Raw genomic sequence first — 21121 nt, forward strand, 5'->3', positions numbered from 1 at the left:
GACCGCCGACGGCGGAAACATCGTGCAGTACGACGACTGGAACGGCACCAACCAGCAGTGGCAGTTCGTCCGCGTCGACGGCGGGACCGACCCCACCACGCCGCCCCCGTCGAACGGCACCTTCTCGAACCCGGCGATCTGGCAGGACTTCGCCGACGTCGACATCATCCGGGTCGACAACGCGTACTACCTCACGTCGTCCACCATGCACTACTCGCCGGGCGCGCCGGTGCTGCGCTCCTACGACCTGGTGAACTGGGAGTTCGCCGGGCACGCCGTGCCCCGGCTCGACTTCGGCTCGAAGTACGACATGAGCGGTGGCAACGCGTACGTCGACGGGATCTGGGCGTCGACGCTGAACTACCGGCCGAGCAACCGGACGTACTACTGGGCCGGGTGCATCGACTTCGCGCAGACCCACATCTACACCGCGTCCGCCGTCGACGGCGCGTGGAGCAAGCACGCCACCATCCCCAACTGCTACTACGACGCCGGGTTGCTGGTCGACGACAACGACACGATGTACGTGGCGTACGGCAACAGCACCATCAGCGTGGCCCAGCTCTCCGCCGACGGGAAGTCCCAGGTCCGCGCCCAGCAGGTCTACCAGACGCCGTCGAGCATCGGGACGCTGGAGGGCGCCCGCTTCTACAAGCGCAACGGCGCCTACTACATCTGGCTCACCCGACCGGCGAACGGCCAGTACGTGCTGAAGTCGACGAACGGTCCGTTCGGCCCGTACGAGCAGCGTCAGGTCCTGCTCAACCTGCCCGGTCCGATCTCCGGCGGCGGTGTGCCGCACCAGGGCGGTCTGGTGCAGACCCAGAACGGCGACTGGTACTACATGTCCTTCGTCGACGCGTACCCCGGTGGTCGGATGCCGGCCCTGGCGCCGATCACCTGGACCGGCGACGGTTGGCCGGTGTTGCAGACGGTCAACGGCGCGTGGGGCAGCTCGTACCCGAAGCCGAACCTGCCGGCGCCGCCCCGGGCGGTCAAGCCGCTCACCGGCACCGACACCTTCGCCGGCACCACGCTGGGCCCGCAGTGGGAGTGGAACCACAACCCGGACAACAGCAGGTGGTCGGTCAACAACGGCCTGAACCTGCAGACCGCCACCGTCACCGGCGACCTGTACAAGGCGCGCAACACGCTGACCCACCGCATCCAGGGCCCCACCTCGACCGCGACCATCGAGTTGGACTACTCCACCATGCGCGACGGTGACCGCACCGGCCTGGCGGTGCTGCGCAACTCGTCGGCCTGGATCGGCATCCGACGGGACAACGGGTCCACCCGGCTGGTCATGCAGAACGGCCTGACGATGGACGGCAGCTGGAACACCACCAGCACCGGCAGCGAGGTGGCGAGCACCGCCGTCTCCGGTGGCCGGATCTGGTTGCGCGCCAACGCCGACATCAGACCCGGCTCCGGCCGGCAGGCCCGTTTCTCGTACAGCACCGACGGGGTCAACTTCACCTCGTTCGGCAACGCCCTGACGCTGGCGAACAACTGGCAGTTCTTCATGGGCTACCGGTTCGCCATCTTCAACCACGCAACACAGGCGCTCGGTGGCGCGGTCACCGTGCGGCGATTCGACCTGACGACGCCGTGACACCAGTCACACGACGTCCGGTCTGACCGGTGGCGCCGGCCGCACACGCCGTACGGCATGTCGAGTCGGCGCCACCGTGTCGGGCCCGCGCCGGCCTGCTCCACGCTCTGTCCAGGAGCGCGGGCGGGCCGGCGTACCACGTCGGGGGCCGCGCGCCGCACCGGCTGGCGCGCACCTCCGGCGGGGACCGGGTGGTACGGCGTGGGCGGGTTGCGCAGACCCGACAGAGCCATGCCGTGTTCAGGACGGTTGCTGGCGTAGACTGTCGGCGATCCAGCGCTGGTCACCTGGGATTCAGCACCGGCGTGGTGACTGAGCGAGGGGGATCGGGCCGGGCCGCTCCAGTCGACGTCGACGGGCCGCGGGCCGGAGATGTAGCGGGGGGAGTGAAATGGCCGTCCACGGTCCCGCGATGACGGACGTTGCTCGTCTCGCCGGTGTCTCCCATCAGACGGTGTCGCGGGTGCTCAACGGGCATCCCAACGTCCGTGAGCAGACCCGGCTTCGGGTGCGCGCGGCGATCGCCGAACTCGGCTACCGCCCCAACGGCGCGGCGCGCGCCCTGGTGACCGGTCGATCACAGGTCATCGGCGTGGTCGCGCAGAACACGACGCTCTACGGTCCGGCGTCGCTGCTGGCCGCGTTGGAGCAGACCGCCGCGGAAGAGGGTTTCGCGGTCAGTGTCGGCAGCGTGCGCAATCTCGACCACCGGTCCATCTCGGCGGCCGTCGAGCGGCACCTGTCGCACCGGGTCGCCGGCATCGTGGTCATCGCCCCGGTCGAGTCGGCCGGTGAGGCGTTGGAGCGCCTGCCCAAGGACGTCCCGCTGGTCACTGTCGACGGCGACCCGAGCCGGCCGGTGCCGCTGGTGACCGTCGACCAGGTGGCGGGCGCCCGGGCGGCCACGCAACATCTCCTCGACGCCGGGCACCGCACCGTCTGGCACGTCTCCGGGCCGACCGACTGGTTCGACAGCGTCGGCCGGATCGACGGCTGGCGGCAGGCGTTGCTGGCCGCCGGGCTGGATCCGCCGCCGCCGATGCCGGGGGACTGGTCGGCCGCGTCGGGCTACCGGTGCGGGCAGATGTTGGCGCGGATGCCGGAGGTCACCGCCGTCTTCACCGCCAACGACCATCTCGCGTTGGGCGTGCTGCGGGCGCTGCACGAGTTCGGCCGGCGGGTGCCGGACGAGATCAGTGTGGTCGGCTTCGACGACGTGCCGGAGGCGGCGTACTTCATTCCGCCGCTGACCACCGTCCGACCGGACTTCGACGCGGTGGCGCGGGCGAGCCTGCAGATGTTGCTGTCGCAGATCGAGTCGGGCACCGGCGGGGCGCTGCGGCAGACCGTCGCCCCGGCTCTGGTCGCCCGCCAGAGTGTCGCCCCACCGCGCTGACCATCAGAGGTGCCCCCGCGGCGGGCATCGGTCCCGCCGCGGTTGCCCGTTGAGCGGGTGCGGGTGCGGGTGCGGGTCCGGCCGGGGGTGCGGGGCCGACGTCGGCGTGCGGCAATTTCCGGCATCGTCACCGATAAGACGTGACTCGATGCGTTGCGCAGTGTAGTCAATCGACCTCGGGCGATACGACCTCGTGAAGGTATTGAACCTCGTGAAATGTCGCCGTAACATGATGGGCGTCTCTGTTAACGCTAACAAAAATAGGCGCACAACTATCGGCGCACCAACCGGAGATCGTAGTCACGGCCGGGCGCCACCGACAAGGAGGCTCGATGAACCGCACTACCCGAGGTCGTCGCTGGGGGAGCGTACTGGCCGCCGGAATACTGCTCGCCGGCACACTGGTCGGCCTTCGCGCTCCGACGGCGCAGGCACTGGACAACGGCGTGGCGCGCACTCCCCCCATGGGGTGGAATTCGTGGAACTCGTTCGGCTGCAACATCAACGAGGCGCTGATCCGGCAGACGGCGGACGCGATCGTCAGCAGCGGTATGCGGGATTTGGGCTACAACTACGTCGTCGTCGACGACTGCTGGTTCAACCCCAACCGGGACTCCTCCGGCAACATCCAGGGCGACCCCGGCCGGTTCCCCAGCGGCATGAAGGCGCTCGGCGACTACCTGCACGCCCGGGACCTGAAGTTCGGCCTCTATCAGGTACCGGTCGACAAGACCTGCGCGCAGTACTTCGGCTCCTACCCGGGCGCGACCGGCAGCCGTGGTCACGAGGTGCAGGACGCGCGCCAGTTCGCCGCCTGGGGCGTCGACTTCCTCAAGTACGACTGGTGCTCGCCGGAGGGCAGCATCAACGACCAGGTGGCCACCTTCGCCAAGATGCGTGACGCGCTGGCCGCCACCGGCCGGCCGATCGTCTACAGCATCAACCCCAACAGCATCCACGCCAAGACCGGCCCGCAGCGCAACTGGGGCGACGTGGCCAACATGTGGCGAACCACCGAGGACATCACCAACGCGTGGGACACCGGCCAGACCAACGGCTACCCGATGGGCATCCAGAACATCATCAACGTGACAGTTCCGCTGGCGTCGTACGCGAGGCCGGGTGGGTTCAACGACCCGGACATGATGGAGGTCGGCCGCGGTGGCATGAACGACACGGAGATGCGCAGCCACTTCGCGATGTGGGCGATCATGGCGTCTCCGCTGATCGCCGGCAACGACGTGCGGAACATGAACGCCGCGACGCAGACCATCCTCAAGAACGCCAACCTGATCGCCATCAACCAGGACTCGCTCGGGTTGCAGGGGACGCAGGTGTCGTTCGACGGTACGCGTCGGGTGCTGGCCAAGCGGCTCGCCAACGGTGACGTCGCCGTCGCCCTGTTCAACCAGGGTGGCTCGACGACGACGATCTCGACCACCGCCGCGGCCATCGGCAAGTCCGGCTCGTCGTTCACGCTGGTGGACGCGTGGACCGGCGGCACCAGCTCCAGCAGCGGGACCATCAGCGCCAGCGTCCCGGCGCACGGCACCGTGGTGTACCGGGTCAGCGGTGGCGGCACGACGACGCCGCCGCCGACCACGTCGAGCGCGTATGCCAGCGCCGCCTCCGGGCGCTGCCTCGACGTGCCGAACAGCAACACGACCAACGGCACCCAGCCGGTCATCTGGGACTGCAACGGCGCCGCCAACCAGCGCTGGACCCGCAGCGGTCAGACCCTGCAGGCCCTCGGCAAGTGCCTGGACGCGCCCCTCAACGCCACGGCCGGCGTCAAGGTGCAGATCTGGGACTGCAACGGCGGGACCAACCAGCAGTGGGCGGTCAACGCCAACGGCACGATCAGCGCCGTGCAGTCGGGGCTCTGCCTGGACGTCAACAACAACGGCACCGCCAACGGCACCACGGTGATCCTCTGGACCTGCACCGGTGCGGCGAACCAGCGGTGGTCGCAGCGGTAGCCGATCGGGTTCGCCGGCCGACGAGGCCCCGGCGACCCATCTGACCCGACGGTAGTGCTGGTGCCCGCGGACGACAGACGTCGTCCGCGGGCACCGGTCTGTCGGTGCCGTGGACGACCACGCTGAGTTGTCGCGTCCTGCCCTTCCGGCTGATCGGTCGTATCGCTACGCTCGCCTGGATGCTCCGTTACGAGACCGTGACACCGGTATTTCGGATCAGGTGTTGACGCAATGTTTGTGAGCGCTAACACTACCCGAAAGATGACAGTTGGCCCCGGGCAGTCGGCGGGGGAGTCCTGAGAGGAGAAGCCGGTGGGCAGGAAATTCCTGGTTGCTCTCGGCGGCGCGGCACTCGCGCTGAGCTTGGCGGCATGCAGCGGCGGGGGTGCGGGCAGCGGTGACAAGACCGGTGACGAGAAGCCCAGCGATCTGACCATCGGTGTGTCGATGCCGACCCAGACCTCGGAGCGGTGGATTGCCGACGGCAACGCGGTGAAGTCGAAGCTCGAGGCCAAGGGCTACAAGGTCGACCTCCAGTACGCCGGCGACGACATCCCCACGCAGTCGCAGCAGGTCGACCAGATGATCACCCAGGGCGCGGATGTCCTCATCCTCGCGGCGATCGACGGCACGGCGCTCAGCAGCCAGCTGCAGGCCGCCGCGGCCGCGAAGATCCCGGTCATCTCCTACGACCGGCTGATCCGCGGCAGCAAGGACGTCGACTTCTACGTCAGCTTCGACAACTACAAAGTCGGCGTCGCCCAGGGCACCGCGCTGCTGGTCGGTCTCGGCCTGCTGAACAAGGACGGCACGAAGGGCACGGCCAAGGGGCCGCTGAACGTCGAGCTCTTCGCCGGGTCGCTGGATGACAACAACACCCAGTACTTCTTCGGCGGCGCGATGGACACTCTGAAGCCGTTCATCGAGGACGGCACGCTGGTCGTCAAGTCCAAGCAGACCACCCCCGAGCAGGTCGCCATCCTGCGGTGGCAGCAGGAGACCGCGCAGAAGCGGATGGAGAACCTGCTCACCTCCAGCTACAACGACGGCTCGAAGGTCGACGGGGTGCTGTCGCCGTACGACGGCATCTCCCGGGGCATCATCACCGCCCTGCAGAACGCCGGCTACGGCAAGGGCGCGAAGAAGCTCCCGGTCGTGACCGGCCAGGACGCGGAGATCGCCTCGATCAAGCTGATCAACGATGGCGTGCAGAGCTCCACGGTCTTCAAGGACACCCGACTGCTGGCCGAGCAGGCCGTGAACGCGGCCGAGGCGTTCCTGCAGAAGAAGCAGCCGCAGGCCAACGACACCGAGACGTACAACAACGGCGTCAAGGTCGTCCCGGCGTACCTGCTGCCGATCGCGACCGTCTACAAGGACGACATCAAGGCGACGCTGATCGACTCCGGCTACTGGACGGCGGAAGAGGTCGCCGCCGGTCAGGCCAAGAAGTAAGCCACTCGTCGGGCCCGGCGGTCATCCGCCGGGCCCGACGCCTGGGCGTGTACCGCGTCCAGACCTGACGGAGGACAGTGACCATGGACGACACCATCCTCGAGATGCGTCGCATCACCAAGACCTTCCCCGGCGTGACCGCGCTGGAGGACGTCACCCTCGCAGTGCGCCGCGGCGAGATCCACGCCATCTGCGGTGAGAACGGCGCCGGCAAGTCCACCCTGATGAAGGTGCTGTCCGGCGTCTACCCGTCCGGCTCGTACGATGGCGAGATTCTCTTCGACGGCAAGCCGATGCAGTTCCGCGGCATCCGCGACAGCGAGGCCAACGGCATCGTCATCATCCACCAGGAGCTCGCCCTGGTGCCGTACCTGTCGATCGCGGAGAACATCTTCCTCGGCAACGAGCGGCGTGGCCGCAGCGGGCTCATCGACTGGAACTTCGCCAACGCCGAAGCGGCGAAGCTGCTGGCATCCGTCGGGCTGCACGAGAACCCGGTCACCCCGGTCATCCAGCTCGGCGTCGGCAAACAGCAGCTGGTGGAGATCGCCAAGGCGCTGTCGAAGAAGGTGCGCCTGCTCATCCTGGACGAGCCGACGGCCGCGCTCAACGACATCGACTCGGCGCACCTGCTCGACCTGCTGCGGGCCCTCAAGGAGCAGGGCATCACCTGCATCATGATCTCGCACAAGCTCAACGAGATCACCGCCATCGCCGACTCCACCACGGTGATCCGCGACGGGCGCGCGGTGGAGACCCTCGACATGACGGCCGACGACGTGAACCAGCAGCGGATCATCCGGGGCATGGTCGGGCGCGACCTGGACAGCTTCTACCCCGACCGCGAGTCGTCCCCCGGTGACGAGGTCCTGCGCATCGAGGACTGGACGGTGCGGCACCCGGTCCAGGACCGGATGGTCGTCGAGGGCGTCGGCCTGTCCGTACGCGCCGGTGAGGTCGTCGGCATCGCGGGCCTCATGGGAGCCGGTCGCACCGAGCTGGCGATGAGCGTGTTCGGTCGGTCCTACGGGCGCGACATCCGGGGCCGGCTCTTCGTCCACGGGCGGGAGGTACAGGCCCGCACGGTCGCCGAGGCGATCGACAACGGCATCGCCTACGTCACCGAGGACCGCAAGCGCTACGGGCTCAACCTCATCGACGACGTGCGGCGCAACGTGTCCGCCGCCGCGTTGGACCGGCTGTCCCGCCTGGGCTGGGTGAACGGCAACGAGGAGATCAAGGTTGCCGAGACGAGCCGCAAGGAGATGAACATCCGTACGCCGAGCGTCATGGCGGTGGTCGGCAAGCTCTCCGGCGGCAACCAGCAGAAGGTGGTGCTGTCGAAGTGGCTGTTCACCGACCCGGACGTGTTGATCCTCGACGAACCGACCCGCGGTATCGACGTCGGCGCCAAGTACGAGATCTACACGATCATCAACCGGCTGGTGGCGGCCGGTAAGGCGGTGATCGTCATCTCCTCCGAGCTTCCGGAGCTGCTCGGAATGTGCGACCGCATCTACACCCTCGCCGCCGGCCGGATCACCGGCGAGATGCCGGTGGCCGAGGCGACTCAGGAGAGCCTCATGGAGCTGATGACCAAGGACAAGGAGCTCGTCGGATGACCAGCATCAAGACCCCTTCGACGGAGCGCCCCACGCCGCCGGACAGCACACCCACCGCAGCCCTGCACAGCGGGACGAACGACCTGCGCGCGCTGGTGTTGAACAACCTGCGGCAGAGCGGCATCTACGTCGCCCTGGTCGTCATCGTCGCGCTCTTCGCGGTCCTGACCGACGGGGTGTTGCTGAGCCCCGGCAACATCACCAACATCGTTCTCCAGTACTCGTACATCCTGGTCCTCGCGATCGGCATGGTCATCCTGATCATCGGCGGGCACATCGACCTGTCGGTCGGATCGGTCGTCGCGCTCACCGGAGCGGTCTCCGCCGTCCTGGTGATCCAGCAGGGCCATCCCTGGTGGATCGGCGTCGTCGCGGCGCTTGTCGTCGGCGTCGCGGTAGGCGCCTGGCACGGGTTCTGGGTGGCGTACGCCGGCATTCCGGCCTTCATCGTGACCCTGGCCGGCATGCTGCTGTTCCGGGGTCTCACCTTGCGGGTGCTCGACAACATCTCGCTGTCGCCGTTCCCCTCCGAGTACCAGCAGGTCGCGGCGGGCTTCCTCAACGGCCTGCTCGGTGGCGAGGGCTTCGACGCCTTTACGTTGCTGATCGGCGCCATCGCCGTGGCCGGCTACGCGGTCAGCGGCTTCCGCACCCGCGTGGCGCGGATCCGCTACCAGCAGCCGGTCGAGTCGTTCCCGCTGTTCGTCGCCCGGGTCGTGCTGGTCGGCGCGGTCCTCATGTACTTCGCCTGGCAGTTGGCGCACGCCCGAGGGCTGCCGATCGTGCTGATCATCCTGGCGGTCCTGGTGCTGGTTTACGGCCTGCTCACCCGGCGTACCGTCTTCGGCCGCCAGGTCTACGCGATCGGCGGCAACCTGTCGGCGGCGGCGCTGTCCGGGGTGAAGGTCCGCACCGTCAACTTCTGGATGTTCGTCAACATGGGCTTCCTGGCGGCGGTGGCCGGCGTCATCTACTCGTCGCGGTCCAACGGCGCCCAGCCCGCCGCTGGCAACATGTTCGAGCTGGACGCGATCGCCGCGGCCTTCATCGGCGGCGCGGCGGTCACCGGCGGCGTGGGCACCGTGGTGGGCGCGATGGTCGGTGGTCTGATCATGGCGGTGATGAGCAACGGCATGCAGCTCATGGGCATCGACCAGTCGACCCAGTCCGTGGTGAAGGGCCTCGTCCTGCTCGTCGCGGTCGCCTTCGACGTCTACAACAAGCGTCGCGCCGGCACGTCCCGCTGACGCCCTGACGTACGCCCGTGTGCCCCTGCCCGCGTTCCGGGCGGGGGCACACGTCGTTCGGTCGCGTGCCGTCGGGACTTGACCGGGTCGGCCCTGGCAGCGGATCGCGGCGCCGGACGTGGCGATTTTCGTAGATCTTGGACAGTTTCCGTTCCGGGTGAACGGAAACTGTCCAAGATCTCGCCGTGGAACCGCGCGGGTCGCCGCGATCGAGCGGGCTCCGTCGGCCAGGGGGAGCGAGGGTCCCGCTGCGCCGCTGACGGCGCAGCGGGACCGCGCGGTCAGTGGCAGGAGGTGGTGCCGGTGTCCGTGTAGGTCTGGCCGGCCACCGGGACGAACTGCCAGTCGTAGCTGTTGGAGTGCAGGGTGAACTTCAGCAGGCCCCACGCCGAGCTGTTACGTGCCTCGCTGTTGGGCTGGATGGTGCCGAAGCCGTAGTGGCCGGCGCCGCCCATCCCGGCGACGAAGCTACGCAGCCCCCGACTCGAGTCGGCGGCACCGGCCGGGTTCATCGGGGCGAACCGCTCGTACACGTGGTTGTGCCCCCACACCACGACGTCGGCGTTGTAGTCGTAGAGGGCCTGGTACAGCGGACGCGTCGACGTCGACGGCGCGTGGTTGGAGCTGGACGTGAACAGTGGGTGGTGCCAGTACGCGAGCGTGCACGGCTTGCCGCTGGCGGCCAGGTCCGCACGCAACCACTGCTCCTGCGCCGAGCCGGCCGACATGCTGATGTTCGAGTTCAGCGACACGATGTGCCAGTTGCCGAGGTCGTACGAGTAGTAGCCGCGACCGCTCGGGCCGGCGGACGTACCGAAGTAGTTGTAGTAGCCGGTCGCGCCCGACGTGTTGTAGTCGTGGTTGCCCGGCGACGGGCGGGTACGGGACTTGTGCCGACCCCAGGTGGGCTCGTAGTAGCTGTTGAACTGCGACGCCGTCCCACTGTCGTAGACGTTGTCGCCGGTGGTGAAGACAGTGCCCGGGATGGTGTCGAGCAGCGCCGCCGTGGCACTGTCGCCGGAGCCCGAGTCGGCGATGTCGCCAGCGCCGACGAAGACCGGGTCGCCCGACGGGGGCGGCGTGGTGGTCCCGGTGGTGACCACCAGCTGCGGGGCGTCAGCGCCACTCTCCCGGGTGTCGTAGTAGGCGCCGTCGCCGCTGGCCGAGGTGGCGCCGAAGCTGTACGTACCGTTGCCGGTGACCGCGGCCGTGACATCGACCTCGTACCAGGTGTTGCCGCTGACCGCGCCGATGGTGCCGAGCGTGGCCCCGTCGATGGCCGGCTGGTTGTTCCAGGTGGTGCCGGTCTCCGACCAGGTGGTGTTGGACATCCGGCGGAACGTGCCGCCGGCGTCGCTGCCGCTGTTACCGCTGATCGTGCGCAGTCGCAGCTTGGCGGCGGTCACCGTGCCGCTGACACCGCTCACGGTGAAGCGCAGGAACGAGCGCCGCACCGGTGAGTTGTCCACCACGACCTGCGTGGACGTGCCGTAGTTGGTGGTGGCCGTGTCGCTCTGGACGTAGGTGTCGGCGACCGGCGTGAAGGTCACGCTCGCCGCCGACGCCGCGCCAGCGCCGGTCACGACGACGGCGGCGGTCGCGGCGACGATCACCGTGACCAGCCCCAGCGTCACCGACGGACGGGGGAATCGAATGTCCATCCAGGACTCCTTACCTCGTGGGAAGAGCGCAAGGAATGTAGGAAGGTCGATGAGCCGGCGGGCGACGGGCGGATGAACACTGCGTCCCGGCAGGCGAACACCTCGTTGTTGGAAAGCCGTTCACCCGGCCCTCGCCCGGATGCCACCGACGGTCCGTTGTGTCCACCGCGGCGAGTACGGACGATGGCTGCCCGTCAGCCGTCGATCCGAGGAGATGCGCGTGTACCTGTCGACCGTCTCCCGACCCGTCGCCGACCCGCCCGGACCGGGGCCCCGACGTGGCCGGTTCGCGATGGTCAGCGGCAACGTCATCGCGCTCGGCACGGTCAGCCTGATCACCGACGTGTCGGCCGAGATGGTGGCCGCGGTCCTGCCTCTCTACCTGGTGCTGGGCCTGAACCTCAGCCCGGTGGCCTTCGGCGTGCTGGACGGCGTCCACACCGGCGCCACCGCGCTGTTGCGGGTCGTCGGCGGTTTCGCCGCCGACCGGTTCCGGCGGCGCAAACTGATCGCCGGCCTCGGGTACGCGCTCTCGGCGGTGGCGAAACTCGGACTGCTGCTCGCCGACCGGTCGATCCCGGCGATCGGTGCCGTCATCGCCGTCGACCGGCTCGGCAAGGGGGTGCGCAGCGCGCCACGCGATGCTCTGATCACCCTCTCCACCCCGCCCGAGGCGCTGGGTCGGGCATTCGGGGTGCACCGGGCGATGGACAGCTTCGGCGCGTTCCTCGGGCCGCTCGCCGCGTTCGCGGTGCTGCTGGTCGTCGGGCAGTCGTACGACGCGGTCTTCGTCACCAGCTTCTGCGTCGCCGCACTGGCCGTCGTGGTGCTGGTGCTCTTCGTCCGGGAACGGCCCACCGGTCCGACAGCGGACGGCGAAACGGCGGACGGCCCGGCGGCGGAGGGGTCGAACGACCCGAAGGTGTCCGTCCGCGAGGCGTTCGGCCTGCTGCGCGGCGGGCCTGCCCGGCGGTTGGTGCTGGCCGCCGCGATGCTCGGCCTGGCCACCATCGGGGACGGTTTCGTCTACCTGCTGCTGCAACGCCGGATGGACCTCGGTCTGCGCTGGTTTCCGCTGCTCGCGGTGGGGACCAGCCTGGCCTACCTGGTGCTCGCGGCCCCGCTCGGCGCGCTCGCCGACCGGGTCGGTCGCCTGCCCGTGGTGATCGGCGGCTACACCGCCCTCGGTGCGACGTACCTGCTGCTGGCCGGCCCGGTCGACGGCTGGCCACTGATCGCTCTGGCGCTGACGCTGTACGGCGCCTTCTACGCGGCCACCGACGGTGTGCTCATCGCGCTCGCCGGGCCCGTGCTGCCGGCGCGACTGCGGACCACCGGAATCGCGCTGGTGCAGACCGGGCAGGCCCTGGCGTACCTCGTCTCCTCAGTGCTGTTCGGTCTGGCCTGGCAGGCGTGGGGACCGGAGCACGCGGTCCGCGCGGCGGCGGTGGCCGTCGCCGGCGTCCTGGTCGGCACGCTGCTCCTGCTGACCTCCCCGTCCCGACCCACCACCCGGAAGGTGCTCCGATGACCGCGATGTCGACCCGAGCGAAACTCGGCGTGGTGGTCGCCTCGGCCGTGCTGCTGGGCACGGTGGCGGCCGGCTACGCCGCCACGGCCGCGCAGGCTCCCCGGACACCGCCGCCCGTCGGCGGCGAGCAGGCGGTCAGCCTGGCACCCGGGCCGCGTCTGCTGGCGATCACCGACCGGCACGTCTCCACCGTCGCCGCGACCGACCCCGCCGGGCCGCGCACGGTCGGCGGTCTGGAATGCCTGCGGGTCTACGCCGCGGCCGGCACCGGGGTCTGCCTGAAGCCGGAGACCGCGTGGTCGTACCAGGTTGTCGTGCTCGACGCGGAGCTGCGCCAGACCCGGGCGGTCGGTGTACCCGGTCTGCCGAACCGGGCCCGGGTCTCGGCCTCCGGCCGGATGGTCTCCTGGACCACGTTCGTCGGCGGTGACTCGTACACCTCCAGTGGCTTCTCCACCCGCACCGGGATCCTCGACACCGTCACCGGTGCCACTGTGGCGTCGCTCGAAGACTTCGCGATCACGATGGACGGCCGCCGCCACCGCAACCCGGACGTCAACTACTGGGGCGTCACCTTCACCGCCGACGACAACCGCTTCTACGCGACCATGTCCACCGGGGGTCGGCGGTACCTCGTCCGGGGTGACGTCGCCGCCCGCACCGTCGAGACGCTCAAGGAGAACGTCGAGTGCCCGTCGCTGTCACCGGACGGCACCCGGCTCGCGTTCAAGGAGGCGATCGACGCCGACCCGGCGAAGGGCTGGCGGTTGTCGGTCCTCGACCTGTCGAGCATGCGGGTCACCACGACCGCGGAGACCCGCAGCGTCGATGACCAGGCGGCCTGGCTGGACAGCGGAAAGCTGGCCTACACGCTGCGTCGGGACGACGGCCAACCCGACGTGTGGAGCGTCCCGGCGGACGGATCGGGTACACCGGCGCTGACGATCCCCGGCGCCGAGTCGCCGTCACCGCTCACCTGACCGCGACCGCGGACAACACGGCCCACCGAGCCGAGCGGGGCCGTTCAGACGGCCTGGTCAGGGCGGGTCGCCGACGCTGGTCACCCCGTCGTCTCCGGGGCGGGACGACGGGGTGGTCACGGCGCGCAGGGTGATCGACTGATCGGTGTGCTCGACCTCGAACAACGTCCCGGCGGGGAAGGCCGCCGACGTCTCGGGCGGCAACTGGATCGTGCCGTCACCGGCCACCACGGCGAAGTCCCGGCCGTCACGCCCCTCGGCGCCGACCCGGCCGTCGCGGATCGTGACCGCCCGGCCCAGTCGGGCGCCCACCTCACCGTCGTGGGTCACCACCACCACTGTGGTGCCCCGCTGCGCGTTGACGGTGGTCAGCGCGGCAAGCACCTCGTCACGACCGGCCACGTCGAGTTGACTGGTCGGCTCGTCGACCAGGAGCAGGCCGGGCCCGGCGGCGAGCCCCTGCGCCAGCGCCGCCCGCTGGCGCTGACCCGGGGTCAGGTCGGCGACCCGCCGCGCGCCGGCACCGCCGAGACCGACCAGCTCCAGGATCGCCTCCGGTGGGTCGAGCCGGCGTCTGGCCGTGCGCGCCACGGCTCGCTGCGCCAACCAGATGTTGCGCGACAGCGACAGGTACGGCAGCAGGTTGCGTTCGGCGCCCTGGAGCACGGTGCCGACAGTGGTGCCGCGCAGGGCGGCCAGGCCCTTGGCGGGGAGCCGGGACAGCTCGTGGTCGCCCACCTGGACCCGTCCGGCGGAGGGCTGCATGAGCCCACCGAGGATCGCCACCAACGTGGACTTGCCGGAGCCGGACGGACCTACCAGCGCCAGCATCTCACCGGCCGCGATGCTCAGGTCCACGCCGGAGAGAGCGACGACGTCGCCGGTGGCGGTGGGGTAGATGTGGATCAGTCGATGGCAGGTGACGGCCACCCCCTCGGCCGGCTGTGCGGCGGTCACCGGCGCGTCCTGCCGGGCCGCGGTCATCGACCGCTCCGGCGGCGCACCGAGGCGGCGGTGATCCGACCGAGCACGACCGCGGTGAGGGCGAACAGGACGACGGCCGGCACCGCGAACAACAGCAGCCGGTCGACGGTCGGCCAGTCGGGTATCGGGACCGGTGAGCGGCCGTCGCTGAACAGGCGCTGCCCGCCCCGGGTGAGGAGCCAGATCACCAGGGTGACGAGAGCACCCGACCCCACCGCGAACGCGACCGGCCATCCGTAGCCGCCCCGCACGGCGCGTGGCGGCAACCCCTGCCGACGCAGCGCCACCAGCGTGGCCACCCGGGCGCGTTGCTCGGCGGAGGCCGTCGCCACCATGCCGGCCGCCCCGATCAGCACCCCGGCCAGCGCGGCGAAGACGTTGAAGCGCAGCGCCAGGGCCGCTCCCTGTCGATCGAAGTCCGCTCGGACCTGGGTGATCGTCCGGTCGCCCCGCACGACCAGGCCCTGTTCGCGAAGCCGGTCGAGGACGTCGGTGGGAGCCGACCGCGCCAACCAGACCTCCTCGCTGCCGTTCTGACTGGCGACGGCGAGTCGGTCCGCGTACTCCAGGTCGGCGATGAGACCGGACGCGCCGAGCCGCGGCAGGCGGTCGACCAGACCTCGAACCGACCCGTTGGTCGGTGTCCCGTCGACACCGTCGTACGGATGAGACCCGCCGAGGCTCGTCCCCTTCGACCGGGTCAGGTAGATGGGCAGCGGGAACGGCGAATCGAGCACACCGACACCGGCCGGCCTCGCGCGCGGGCCTTCCGCGACTTCGAGGACCAACGCGGCTTTCGTCCCGCTCGCTGTGCTGATGGACGTGTCATCCGTATCGAGCAGCCGCCACCGTTGCAGATCGGCGAGCTGTGCGCCGGTCAGCACGACCGACTCGCCCTCGCCCTCGCCGCCGGCGGTGCTCAGCTCCTCGAACTGGACCGTGAGTGGCCGGGACACCACGGGAGCATCGATCTCGATCTTGACGAGTCGGCATTCCTGCGCGCACTCGGGCACCTGGAGGTCGTAATCCTTCCGGCCGGGCGTGATGTCCTCGCGGGCAAGGACAACCCGGGTGCCGTTCCGTCCGGAGATCGTGATCGCGAGGCGGACCCGATGCCCGCCGAAGATCTCGGCGTCGAAGTCGGCGGAGAGCGCCATGATGAGCTGCTGACCCCGCAGCCGCACCGGTTGCCCGGGTGCGGGCGGGTGGATGTCTCGGGCGATGTCCGCCAGCGAGGCGCCGTAGGACGGATGCGGCGCGGCCACCGTCGCCAGCCTCTCGGAGTCCACTGCCAGCAGCGGCGTGCCGGCCGCGGCGGGCGTACCCGACACCACGGCGGCCATCGCGAATCTGCCCTCGGGGTCGAGCGCCCGCACGGCTGTCAACAGATGTGCACGCGACGTCGCGTCGACCTCGACGACGCGGGGCGCGCCGACCTCGACGACCGACCGGTCGAGGTAGGCGGCCGAGGCGACCTCACTCGTCGCGACGGTGAAGGCGAGCATGGCGACGGCCACGGTGAGCAGGGCGATCAGCGGCCGGAACCGGGGTTGGCGGGCCACCTGCACCAGGGCGAGGCCGACCGCTGTGCGGCCACGCGCGAGCAGCGCCGCGCCCACAGCGGCGCCGGCGAGCATCGCGACCCGCGCCAGCAGCACGCCTGCGGCGAGCGCTCCGGCGATCGGTGCCACCAGCGCCAGACCACTGGGCGATCCGCCGGAGCGCAACTGCACCACGGCGCCCACGGCGATGGACACCGCGACGACGTCGCCGATGGTGGCCCGCCACCCTCGTACCCGGGCCGGCACCCTACGCAGCAGGTCGACGACCGGCGCGGACATCATCCGGGCCTGGGCCAACAGCACCGCGGCGAGCGCGCCGAGGGCGGCGACAGCGGCGAAGACGATCGTCGTCGCGTCCACGGCGACGTCGGCGTGGGCCGGGAGGGTGCGCGCGGCGAGCAGGTCGGCGGCGGCCAGACCCGCCAGGCAGCCGAGGGGGATCGCGACCAGGACGGGCACGGCGTGCTCACCGATCGCCAGCACCCACAGCCGTCGACGCTGCACGCCACGGAGCAGGAGCAGGCCCTGCTCCGGTCGGCGTTGGTCGGCCGCCGAACCGACAGCGACGAAGAGGACCAGCCAGCAGAGCAGGACGAGCAGCCCCGCGCCCAGCACCACGCCGTCGGCCAGCTGCCCGCGTTGCAGTGTGACGCGGTCCAACAGACTCGGCAGGCTGCTGCCGGCCCCGTAACCCTCACGCCCCCCGTCGCGCTCCAGCACCGCGATCGTCTCCCGCAGGTCCGGCACGGATCGGCCGTCCAGCAACCGTTCGGTGGCGTAGAGATCGGCTGTCGAGCGGGACAGGATCACGTCGTCGTCGGCGAGGGGTGACGACTCGGCGCTGAAGATGGCGTCCTCGGCGCTACCCGGGATCGACGTGGTGGCCGTGTCCGCGGCGGGCGGCCGGATGAGCTCCTCGCCGAGCCAGTACGGATCCCGCACGTCCAACGGTTGGTAGACGCCGGACACCCGCACCGGCACGGCGCCGAAGGTGAACTGATCCCCGACGCCGACACCGAGCCGCGCCGCGGTGTGCGTACTGACCATGACCTCGGGGACCTGACCTCTCGCTGTGGCCCGGGGGCAGGCACCGGTCACGGCGACCCGCTCGCAGACCCCCGCCCGATAGGTCAGGTTCGAGGTCACCCTGCCGGCGCGACCGGCGGCGACACCGCCGCTCTGGGCGCCCAGGACGACGTCGAACCCGGCCGGCGTCAACTGACGGACCCTGTCGGCGAACACCGTCCTGGTCGGATCGCCGGGCATCCCCGGATACTCGACGGGCTCGGCGAGTCGCACCCGCCGCTCGTTCGGCTGCGCGGTGGACAGTTCGTAGCGCCACAGGGCCTGCCCGGCCGCGGCGGTGTAACTCGGTGCGGCCGCGGCGGCGGCACTGGCGAGCAACGCGAGCAGGAGCACGGCGGCGGCCTGCGCCCGACGGGCCGCGAGCGCTGCCCAGATGATGGTCAGCATTGACGGCGATGCTATCGGCGGTGCCTTTCGCCCGCCGTCCCGTGCGGATGGACTGAGATCTGCCGGTTATCGCAGGCCCGTCAATCGCGGACGATCTCCGCCCGACCCTCGACGAGATGCAGCTCCGCCTCGCAGGCGGCGGCCACCTCCGGGTCGTGGGTGGCGAACACGACCGCCGCGCCCCGGCGTGCCTCGTCGTGCAGCAGATCCAGCACGCGCTGCCGATTACCCGCGTCCAGCTCGCTGGTCACCTCGTCGGCCAGCAGCACGCCGCCGCGCAGCGCCAGACCGCGAGCGATGGCCGTCCGCTGCTGCTGGCCGCCGGACAGCTCCTCGACCAACTGGTCGGCCTGGCCGGAGAGACCCAGCCGATCCAGCATCGTTGCGGTCTGCTGGCGGGCCTGCGCCGCTGCCACACCGCCGGCGACCAGCGCCACCTGCAGGTTCTCGGTGGCGGTCAGGATCGGGGCCAGACCGTTGTCCTGCGGGACGAGGACGATCCGGTGCTCGACCGCGTGGTCGCGGTCGCGAAGCGCCTGCCCGTCGACTGTCACCGCGCCGTCTCGCGGGCGTAGCAGCCCGGCCATCGCGTGCAGCAGGGTGGTCTTGCCGGCACCCGACGAACCGGTCAACGCCAGCACCCGACCCGGACGGACCGTCACCGACACGTCCCGGAGCACGGTCGGCGCATGGCCGTAGCCGATCGACACCCGTTGAAGAGTCAACATCCGCGCTCGCCCCCTCCGGTAGCGGCGTTCCGCACAGTGCCGCGCCCTACCGCATGGCGCAATTCTCGTTCAGGGGTGGTGCGGCGCGCAGCCCGGCCGAGGCCGGCTCGGGCGCGAATCCAGGGATGTAGAAAACCTTCGATGGGTTCGTTGACTTTTGACGATTTGCTACACAACAATCGGCGTCAATATCGACGGTTGTCTCTCGGTTGTGATCCGGCGGGAGGCATCCGTGGCGGAACTCGACGGTCCGAGAACCCATCCGAAAGTGAGGCCACGATGAGACACGGTCGACGACTGGTCGGCGGCACAGCCGCCGCCCTCTTGATGGTCACGAGCCTGATCGGGGCGGCGCCCAGCGCCGCCGCCGCGGCCGTCACCCCCGCGCTCACCGCCGCGGTGACCGCCAAGCTGCTCGGTTCCGCCGAACTGTCAGTGGCCGGAGCGCGACCGGAGACCCGGGTCACCGTCAGCCGTACCAGCGGCCGGTGGGCATTCGGCACCGCCGTCGCCCTCGCGCCCCGGCAGGAGGACGCCCACCCCACCGGGTCGATCTTCATCGCCCGGTCCGAGCCTGCCGGGTGGCGGATCGCCTTCGACGGCGAGGCCGCCTTCGGCGCCCTGGCCGCCGAGTCGCCGCTGACGACCGCGCAGGAGAGGGACGTGCTCACCACCACCCCGAGCCCGATGTACGCGGGCGGCGACTACCGGACCGGGATGGCCCTGCCGTTCGGCGTTGGCCAGACGTGGACGCTCACCAGCGGCCCGCACGGCTGGGGTGGAACCGAGTCGCCGTACAGCTCGGTCGACCTGGCCGGCGGCGACCAGGTGGTCCGTGCCGCCCGGGCGGGCGCGGCGTACACGATGTGCCAGGGGTGGATCCGGGTGATCCACGACCGGGGCTACTCGACCGACTACTACCACCTGTGGAACAGCATCTCCGTCAACGGCGCCAGCGTCGGTCAGGGCGCCGTCCTGGGTAACACCGGCACCGACGTCACCTGCGGCGGTGCCGCCTACGGCCGGCACGTCCACTTCGGGCTCCGGCAGAACAGCGCGTACGTGCCGATCGCCGGGCACGACATCGGCAAGTGGGTGCTGGCCAACGGGGCCGCCGCGTACCAGGGCGGTGCACGGCACGGGTCGGCCTGGGCCGGTGCTGGTGGCGGTCTCTACAACTACGGCGCGCTCGGCTTCAACCAGGGGGTGGTCGACGCGAACGGCGGCGGGGCGCTCACCCGACGTGCCGGGCCGGGGACCGGCTACGGCTCACTCGGCTCGGTGGCCGACGGCGCCACTGTCACCATCTCCTGCTCCGCCAACGGCACCTCGCACACCGGCCGGTACGGCACCACGGCGCTCTGGAACCGGTTGAGCGACGGCAGTTGGGTGTCCGACGCCTACCTGTCGACAGGTGTGAACGGTCCGGTCAACGGCTGGTGCTGACGAGCCCGACCCCGAGGTGGGCGGCCCCGCGCCGCCCACCTCCGTCACCGCGAGGAGTGCTGATGTCCGCTCGAACCTCCCACCGAAGCCGCTTCCTGCTCGCCCTGACCACCGCCCTGACCGGGGTCGTCGTGGGTGCCACCCCCGCCGCCGCCGACCCCGGCGGGACACCAGCGACGGCCACCCCGCTGGCCGTCGCGTTCGACACCGCCGCCGCGCGCTACGACGTTCCGCGCGACCTGCTGGTGGCGCTCGGGTACGCCGAGTCGCGGCTGGACATGCACGGCGGCGCGCCGAGCGCGGCCGGCGGGTACGGGCTGATGCACCTGACGAGCAACCCCGAGGTGCGCACACTGGACGAAGCCGCCACGCTCACCCGGCTCAGTCCGGCCGCGCTGCGGACCGACGCTACGGCGAACGTCCTCGGGGCGGCAGCAGTGCTGCGCGCGTACGCCGATCAGGCCGGCCGCACCGCCGCGGACCGCGACGACGTGAACGCCTGGCATCCGGCGCTGGCCCGCTACGGCGGCGCGCACGACCCGTCGGTGGCGCGGCGCTACGCGGACAGCGTCTACGACCTGTTGCGCGCCGGGTTCAGCGAGCGCGGCGAGACGGTGCCGGGTCGACCGGTCGCGCCGCGCCGGGGCGGGCTGGAGCGCGCCGGCGGGGTCGGCACGCTCAGCACCGACTACGGGCCGGCCGTCTGGGCGCCGGCCAGCACCAGCAACTACACGGTGGCCAGTCGACCGGGCAGCCACCCGGTCACCCGTATCGTCATCCACACCGCGCAGGGTTCGTACTCCGGCACCGTCGGCTGGTTCCAGAACCCGGCCGCGCAGGCCAGCGCGCACTACACCTTCCGCTCCTCCGACGGGGCCGTCACCCAGTCGGTGCGGGAGAAGGACATCGCCTGGCACGCCGGCAACTGGACCTACAACACCCAGTCGATCGGCATCGAGCACGAGGGGTACGTCGACAATCCCGCCTGGCTCACCGACGCGATGTACCGCGCGTCCGCCGCACTCACCCGCAGCCTCGCCACCAGGTACGGCATCCCGAAGGACCGGGCGCACATCATCGGGCACAACGAGGTGCCCGGCGCGACGCACACCGACCCGGGCCCGAACTGGAACTGGACCTACTACCTGCAGTTGGTCAACGGCATCACCGGCGTCGGCTCCGGCACGGTGAGCACCAGCGCGAGCACCCTGAACGTCCGCTCCGGCCCCGGTGCCAGTTATCCGGTCGTCGGCTCGGTCGCCGACGGCGCCACCGTCGCCGTCTACTGTCAGGCCGTCGGCAGCACTGTCACCGGCCCGTACGGCACGACGTCCGTCTGGAACCGGATCGGCACCAACCGCTACGTCTCCGACGCCTACGTGCTGACCGGCTACGACGGGTACATCCCGAACGTGCCGCGCTGCTGACGGCCCGGTACGACC

At 70.5% G+C, this 21121-nt stretch carries 14 protein-coding genes; 10 read left to right on the forward strand and 4 right to left on the reverse strand.

Annotated features, from left to right (window positions below; genetic code table 11):
- The 6 genes from ACX27O_RS31885 to mmsB form a co-directional block, all read left to right on the forward strand.
- On the forward strand, window positions 1-1615 hold a 1615-nt coding region (locus tag ACX27O_RS31885), incomplete at its 5' end, for a glycoside hydrolase family 43 protein (RefSeq protein ID WP_458940544.1).
- Between the two features lie 412 nt (window positions 1616-2027).
- Window positions 2028-3011, forward strand: coding sequence for a LacI family DNA-binding transcriptional regulator (locus ACX27O_RS31890; RefSeq protein ID WP_209444598.1), 984 nt, complete (start codon window positions 2028-2030; stop codon window positions 3009-3011).
- Between the two features lie 332 nt (window positions 3012-3343).
- The gene (locus ACX27O_RS31895; RefSeq protein ID WP_458940545.1) at window positions 3344-4990 is read left to right on the forward strand and encodes a glycoside hydrolase family 27 protein; all 1647 of its coding nucleotides are present in this window, start codon (window positions 3344-3346) and stop codon (window positions 4988-4990) included.
- A 312-nt stretch (window positions 4991-5302) separates the two neighbouring features.
- Complete coding sequence (gene chvE / locus ACX27O_RS31900) at window positions 5303-6445, forward strand: multiple monosaccharide ABC transporter substrate-binding protein (RefSeq protein WP_030336027.1); 1143 nt, start codon at window positions 5303-5305, stop codon at window positions 6443-6445.
- An 83-nt stretch (window positions 6446-6528) separates the two neighbouring features.
- On the forward strand, window positions 6529-8067 hold the full coding sequence (gene mmsA, locus ACX27O_RS31905; RefSeq protein WP_030336025.1) for a multiple monosaccharide ABC transporter ATP-binding protein: 1539 nt from the start codon (window positions 6529-6531) through the stop codon (window positions 8065-8067).
- On the forward strand, window positions 8064-9314 hold the full coding sequence (gene mmsB, locus ACX27O_RS31910; RefSeq protein ID WP_030336023.1) for a multiple monosaccharide ABC transporter permease: 1251 nt from the start codon (window positions 8064-8066) through the stop codon (window positions 9312-9314). Before mmsA ends, mmsB begins: the two co-directional genes overlap by 4 nt.
- Window positions 9315-9595: 281 nt before the next feature.
- On the opposite strand, the gene ACX27O_RS31915 is transcribed toward mmsB, so the two are convergent.
- Window positions 9596-10975, reverse strand: coding sequence for a CBM96 family carbohydrate-binding protein (locus ACX27O_RS31915; protein ID WP_210866703.1), 1380 nt, complete (start codon window positions 10973-10975; stop codon window positions 9596-9598).
- Between the two features lie 214 nt (window positions 10976-11189).
- On the opposite strand from ACX27O_RS31915, the gene ACX27O_RS31920 reads away from it, so the two are divergent.
- Together ACX27O_RS31920 and ACX27O_RS31925 are read left to right on the forward strand one after the other, a co-directional pair.
- Window positions 11190-12506: an MFS transporter gene (locus ACX27O_RS31920; protein WP_458940546.1), complete on the forward strand. Its 1317-nt coding sequence runs from the start codon at window positions 11190-11192 to the stop codon at window positions 12504-12506.
- Window positions 12503-13486 carry a TolB family protein gene (locus ACX27O_RS31925; protein WP_358134051.1) on the forward strand — a complete coding sequence of 328 codons (984 nt, stop codon included), beginning with the start codon at window positions 12503-12505 and terminating at the stop codon, window positions 13484-13486. Before ACX27O_RS31920 ends, ACX27O_RS31925 begins: the two co-directional genes overlap by 4 nt.
- Before the next feature lie 57 nt (window positions 13487-13543).
- Here the strand turns inward: ACX27O_RS31925 and ACX27O_RS31930 are convergent, their stop codons facing one another.
- The 3 genes from ACX27O_RS31930 to ACX27O_RS31940 all read right to left on the reverse strand — a co-directional run bounded on the left by ACX27O_RS31930 (window position 13544) and on the right by ACX27O_RS31940 (window position 18233).
- Window positions 13544-14470 carry an ABC transporter ATP-binding protein gene (locus ACX27O_RS31930; RefSeq protein WP_458940547.1) on the reverse strand — a complete coding sequence of 309 codons (927 nt, stop codon included), beginning with the start codon at window positions 14468-14470 and terminating at the stop codon, window positions 13544-13546.
- Window positions 14467-17505 carry an FtsX-like permease family protein gene (locus ACX27O_RS31935; protein WP_458940548.1) on the reverse strand — a complete coding sequence of 1013 codons (3039 nt, stop codon included), beginning with the start codon at window positions 17503-17505 and terminating at the stop codon, window positions 14467-14469. The genes ACX27O_RS31930 and ACX27O_RS31935 overlap by 4 nt, the downstream gene beginning before the upstream one ends.
- Window positions 17506-17585: 80 nt before the next feature.
- A complete protein-coding gene (locus ACX27O_RS31940) occupies window positions 17586-18233 on the reverse strand; it encodes an ABC transporter ATP-binding protein (RefSeq protein WP_210866698.1) in 648 nt (215 codons plus the stop codon).
- Window positions 18234-18512: 279 nt separating this feature from the next.
- On the opposite strand from ACX27O_RS31940, the gene ACX27O_RS31945 reads away from it, so the two are divergent.
- Complete coding sequence (locus tag ACX27O_RS31945) at window positions 18513-19679, forward strand: peptidoglycan DD-metalloendopeptidase family protein (RefSeq protein ID WP_030336008.1); 1167 nt, start codon at window positions 18513-18515, stop codon at window positions 19677-19679.
- 62 nt (window positions 19680-19741) lie between these two features.
- Complete coding sequence (locus ACX27O_RS31950) at window positions 19742-21106, forward strand: N-acetylmuramoyl-L-alanine amidase (protein WP_458940549.1); 1365 nt, start codon at window positions 19742-19744, stop codon at window positions 21104-21106.
- Window positions 21107-21121 lie beyond the last annotated feature (15 nt).

It is taken from the genome of Micromonospora sp. SD19, assembly GCF_054462275.1.

Bases quoted from the DNA above. Each gene is read 5' to 3' on its own strand.
- ACX27O_RS31895 (WP_458940545.1), top strand. From the start codon at position 3,344: ATGAACCGCACTACCCGAGGTCGTCGCTGGGGGAGCGTACTGGCCGCC.
- ACX27O_RS31925 (WP_358134051.1), top strand. From the start codon at position 12,503: ATGACCGCGATGTCGACCCGAGCGAAACTCGGCGTGGTGGTCGCCTCG.
- ACX27O_RS31930 (WP_458940547.1), bottom strand. From the start codon at position 14,470: ATGACCGCGGCCCGGCAGGACGCGCCGGTGACCGCCGCACAGCCGGCC.
- ACX27O_RS31915 (WP_210866703.1), bottom strand. From the start codon at position 10,975: ATGGACATTCGATTCCCCCGTCCGTCGGTGACGCTGGGGCTGGTCACG.
- ACX27O_RS31950 (WP_458940549.1), top strand. From the start codon at position 19,742: ATGTCCGCTCGAACCTCCCACCGAAGCCGCTTCCTGCTCGCCCTGACC.
- ACX27O_RS31945 (WP_030336008.1), top strand. From the start codon at position 18,513: ATGAGACACGGTCGACGACTGGTCGGCGGCACAGCCGCCGCCCTCTTG.
- ACX27O_RS31935 (WP_458940548.1), bottom strand. From the start codon at position 17,505: ATGCTGACCATCATCTGGGCAGCGCTCGCGGCCCGTCGGGCGCAGGCC.
- ACX27O_RS31940 (WP_210866698.1), bottom strand. From the start codon at position 18,233: ATGTTGACTCTTCAACGGGTGTCGATCGGCTACGGCCATGCGCCGACC.
- mmsB (WP_030336023.1), top strand. From the start codon at position 8,064: ATGACCAGCATCAAGACCCCTTCGACGGAGCGCCCCACGCCGCCGGAC.
- ACX27O_RS31920 (WP_458940546.1), top strand. From the start codon at position 11,190: ATGCGCGTGTACCTGTCGACCGTCTCCCGACCCGTCGCCGACCCGCCC.
- mmsA (WP_030336025.1), top strand. From the start codon at position 6,529: ATGGACGACACCATCCTCGAGATGCGTCGCATCACCAAGACCTTCCCC.
- ACX27O_RS31890 (WP_209444598.1), top strand. From the start codon at position 2,028: ATGACGGACGTTGCTCGTCTCGCCGGTGTCTCCCATCAGACGGTGTCG.